Source organism: Bacillus sp. 22475, from assembly GCF_052044835.1.
GTDB classification, from domain to species: Bacteria; Bacillota; Bacilli; order Bacillales; family Bacillaceae_G; genus Bacillus_A; species Bacillus_A cereus.
In genome coordinates this window covers 1-1109 of the sequence record NZ_JBQENW010000082.1, presented here as the reverse complement: position 1 = coordinate 1109, position 1109 = coordinate 1, and the positions used below count along the sequence as shown (strand labels likewise).

Genomic DNA, 1109 nt, shown 5'->3' with positions numbered 1-1109 from the left:
TTTTTTTTCTAATTTGAAAGTAAACTTTTAGATATTAGTTTACATTCATTTTCCCTTAAATATTGGCTTCATCCTAAAACCTCTGATATGCTCAACATTAGAAATAAAAGTATACATTCAAAATACTGCAAACAAAGAGTTTGAAAAGCCCTTTGAGAATATTTAATACAATAACATATGAATCCATCACAAGGAAAAGAAGCTAACAATAAATTGTTAACTTCTCAGCTTATGGAAAAAATAGTATCTTTCCTTATCTTCTACTATTTATATTGTGATTTAATATTTGTAAGATGAGTATCATACATATCAATTATTTCAAGAAATCTATCAGCTTCACGGAAAACATGGTCTGCTAATAGTGGATGAATGATACTCTTTATTTTACATTGCTCAATTAAATCACGTGCCGTTTTCTTAAAATCCCGAAGAGATGTGACTGACACACGATTTTGATCTAAAAATTGATCTAAAAGAGGAACTGTTTGAGATTGTGGTTTCATAGATTCTAAGTCAATTGCTTGATACATCAATTCATCAAAATCATTACTAAAATTCCGTGCTGTATCTACAAGCTTTCTTTCCGATGGATCAAGAAGATGACCAATAAATTTAGCATGGTCTGCCATAATCCTTAAAAAGAAAACATTTTCTTTAATAATAGCATCAGGAAGGGCATCTAATTTACCTTCATTTAATTCAATTAAACGTTTTCTAAAATAATCAGCTTCCCTACTTGTATGGTCAACTAACAGTGGAAAATTATTTTGCCCTGGCAATTTACATGTGAGAATTAATCCTAGAATTTTTCGTTTAAATCCCCAAATATTAGTTGCAGCTTGTTGTACTTCTGAATTAAATCTTTTTATTTGCCCAGGATCTGTTTCATTTGTATAGGAATACGCTATTTGTTCGATATGTTCAAACAATCGATAAAATTGATTAGCTTCTTCGATTAGTTGGGTATCCTCACATCTAAACCCCAATCGAAGAAAAAGAGAATGCTCTTTCATAATTCTAGACCAAAAACGGATTTCATTTAATGATCGTTCAACAAACATTACAGACGTAACACCCGTATCAGGATGTAATGAGGTTTCATCCCTATT

Annotated in this window: 1 protein-coding gene; it reads right to left on the bottom strand. The window is 30.7% G+C overall.

From position 1 onward, the window contains the following. Positions 1-263: 263 nt before the first annotated feature. Positions 264-1109: DUF2935 domain-containing protein (locus ACTJJY_RS31870; RefSeq protein ID WP_440607443.1), on the bottom strand; the 846-nt coding region annotated here is incomplete at its 5' end.